Annotated in this window: 3 protein-coding genes; 1 reads left to right on the top strand and 2 read right to left on the bottom strand. The window is 43.7% G+C overall.

Annotated elements, in window-relative coordinates:
- The coding region (locus tag AOC35_RS05385; protein ID WP_108646118.1) for an IS3 family transposase at nucleotides 1–571 on the top strand (571 nt) is incomplete at its 5' end.
- A gap of 119 nt (nucleotides 572–690) precedes the next feature.
- On the opposite strand, the gene tnpB is transcribed toward AOC35_RS05385, so the two are convergent.
- Both tnpB and AOC35_RS05375 read right to left on the bottom strand, forming a co-directional pair.
- Entirely contained in the window at nucleotides 691–1,026 is a 336-nt protein-coding gene (gene tnpB, locus AOC35_RS05380) for an IS66 family insertion sequence element accessory protein TnpB (RefSeq protein WP_108646117.1), read from the bottom strand.
- Nucleotides 1,023–1,362: transposase (locus AOC35_RS05375; protein WP_108646116.1), on the bottom strand; the 340-nt coding region annotated here is incomplete at its 5' end. The genes tnpB and AOC35_RS05375, both read right to left, overlap by 4 nt.

The raw sequence follows: 1,362 nt of genomic DNA, 5'->3' as shown, positions 1-1,362 counted from the left end.
GCCGAATCAAGTCTGGAGTACCGATATCACCTATATTCGATTGACTCAAGGATTTGTCTATTTGGTGGCAGTTATTGATTGGTACTCACGGCAGGTCCTCAGTTGGCGAATTAGCAATACGATGGAGGCCAGTTTTTGTATCGCCTGCTTAGAGGATGCTCTCATCCGGCATGGCAAACCAGAAGTCTTCAATAGTGATCAAGGGGCTCAATTTACCAGCGATGCTTTTACTTCTGTCCTCAAGCGGGAAGAAATTAGTATTAGTATGGACGGAAGAGGCCGAGTCTTTGACAATATTTTTGTCGAACGACTTTGGCGAAGTGTGAAATATGAGGACATTTATTTGCAAAGCTACTCGAATACGAAAGAGTTAAAGCTTGGATTAAAAAGATATTTTGATTTTTATAATGAAGAACGACCTCACCAAGCATTATCCGATAGGACTCCTCAAGAAGTTTATGAATCAGGTCAAGGTGGGGGTGCTTTGATTCTTCAGAAATATCCTGTAAGATTGAAACAAGAAGTGGATTACGGGGCAACGCTGCACAGTTGCAATGCAGTAAAAGTATAGCTTAAACCCAGTTAAAAACTGTCCAGCCTATCGGGCCCACTCTAGTAATTATAGGTTTTACTAATTGATTTTTTGGGTAATTTAAGGAAAAATTTAAGTTATTAAACCAACTAAAAAGATCATAAGAGCGTTATGATACCTGCCTCTCCGAGGCGATGCCAAGGTAGTCCAAGTACCAATGCATCGAACTGTTCCCGACTGATTTGCATCTGTGTTGCAGTGTCCGTTCGAGGCCAAATAAAGTGACCTTCATGTAAGCGACGAGCGGCTAACCAGATACCAAAACCATCGTGTACCAGCACCTTCATCCGATTAGCGCGACGATTGGCAAATAGATAAGCATGATTTGGATATGCCGCCCCAAACACCTTCACTACGCGTGCTAATGCCGTATCGGTTCCTACTCGCATATCCATCGGTTCGGTTGCAATCCATACGGCGTCAACTCGAATCATTTGGCAAGCTCCCGTAACCACGCTAAACAAGTCGTACTAGCTTGCATTGGCCACTTCACTTTGATGGTCGAGCTACCCTTGTGAACTTCGATCTCAATCGATTGGCTATCAGCTTTGGAAGAAGACTGAGGAAGGCTAACCGGTAAAAATCCTGGAGTATGGCTGATCGGTTCAGAACCACTGGAACCTGAGAGACTATTTCCTCGTTTCAGATAACTTGGATCTGTATCATACATCCAGCGGCGCAATAAATTGGCATTCAACCCATGACTAAGTGCAACAGATGCAATCGATACATGCGGTTGGCGAGCTTGAGCAACAACCTCCGATTTAAAA

Origin of the sequence: Polynucleobacter rarus, assembly GCF_003072505.1 — a bacterium.
In the GTDB taxonomy this organism is placed as follows: domain Bacteria; phylum Pseudomonadota; class Gammaproteobacteria; order Burkholderiales; family Burkholderiaceae; genus Polynucleobacter; species Polynucleobacter rarus.
Note: the sequence above shows the minus strand (reverse complement) of the source record. Positions and strands in the feature narration are given on the sequence as shown.

What these genes read in the sequence shown, in the direction of transcription:
- tnpB (WP_108646117.1), bottom strand. Translation starts at nt 1,026, where the DNA reads ATGATTCGAGTTGACGCCGTATGGATTGCAACCGAACCGATGGATATG.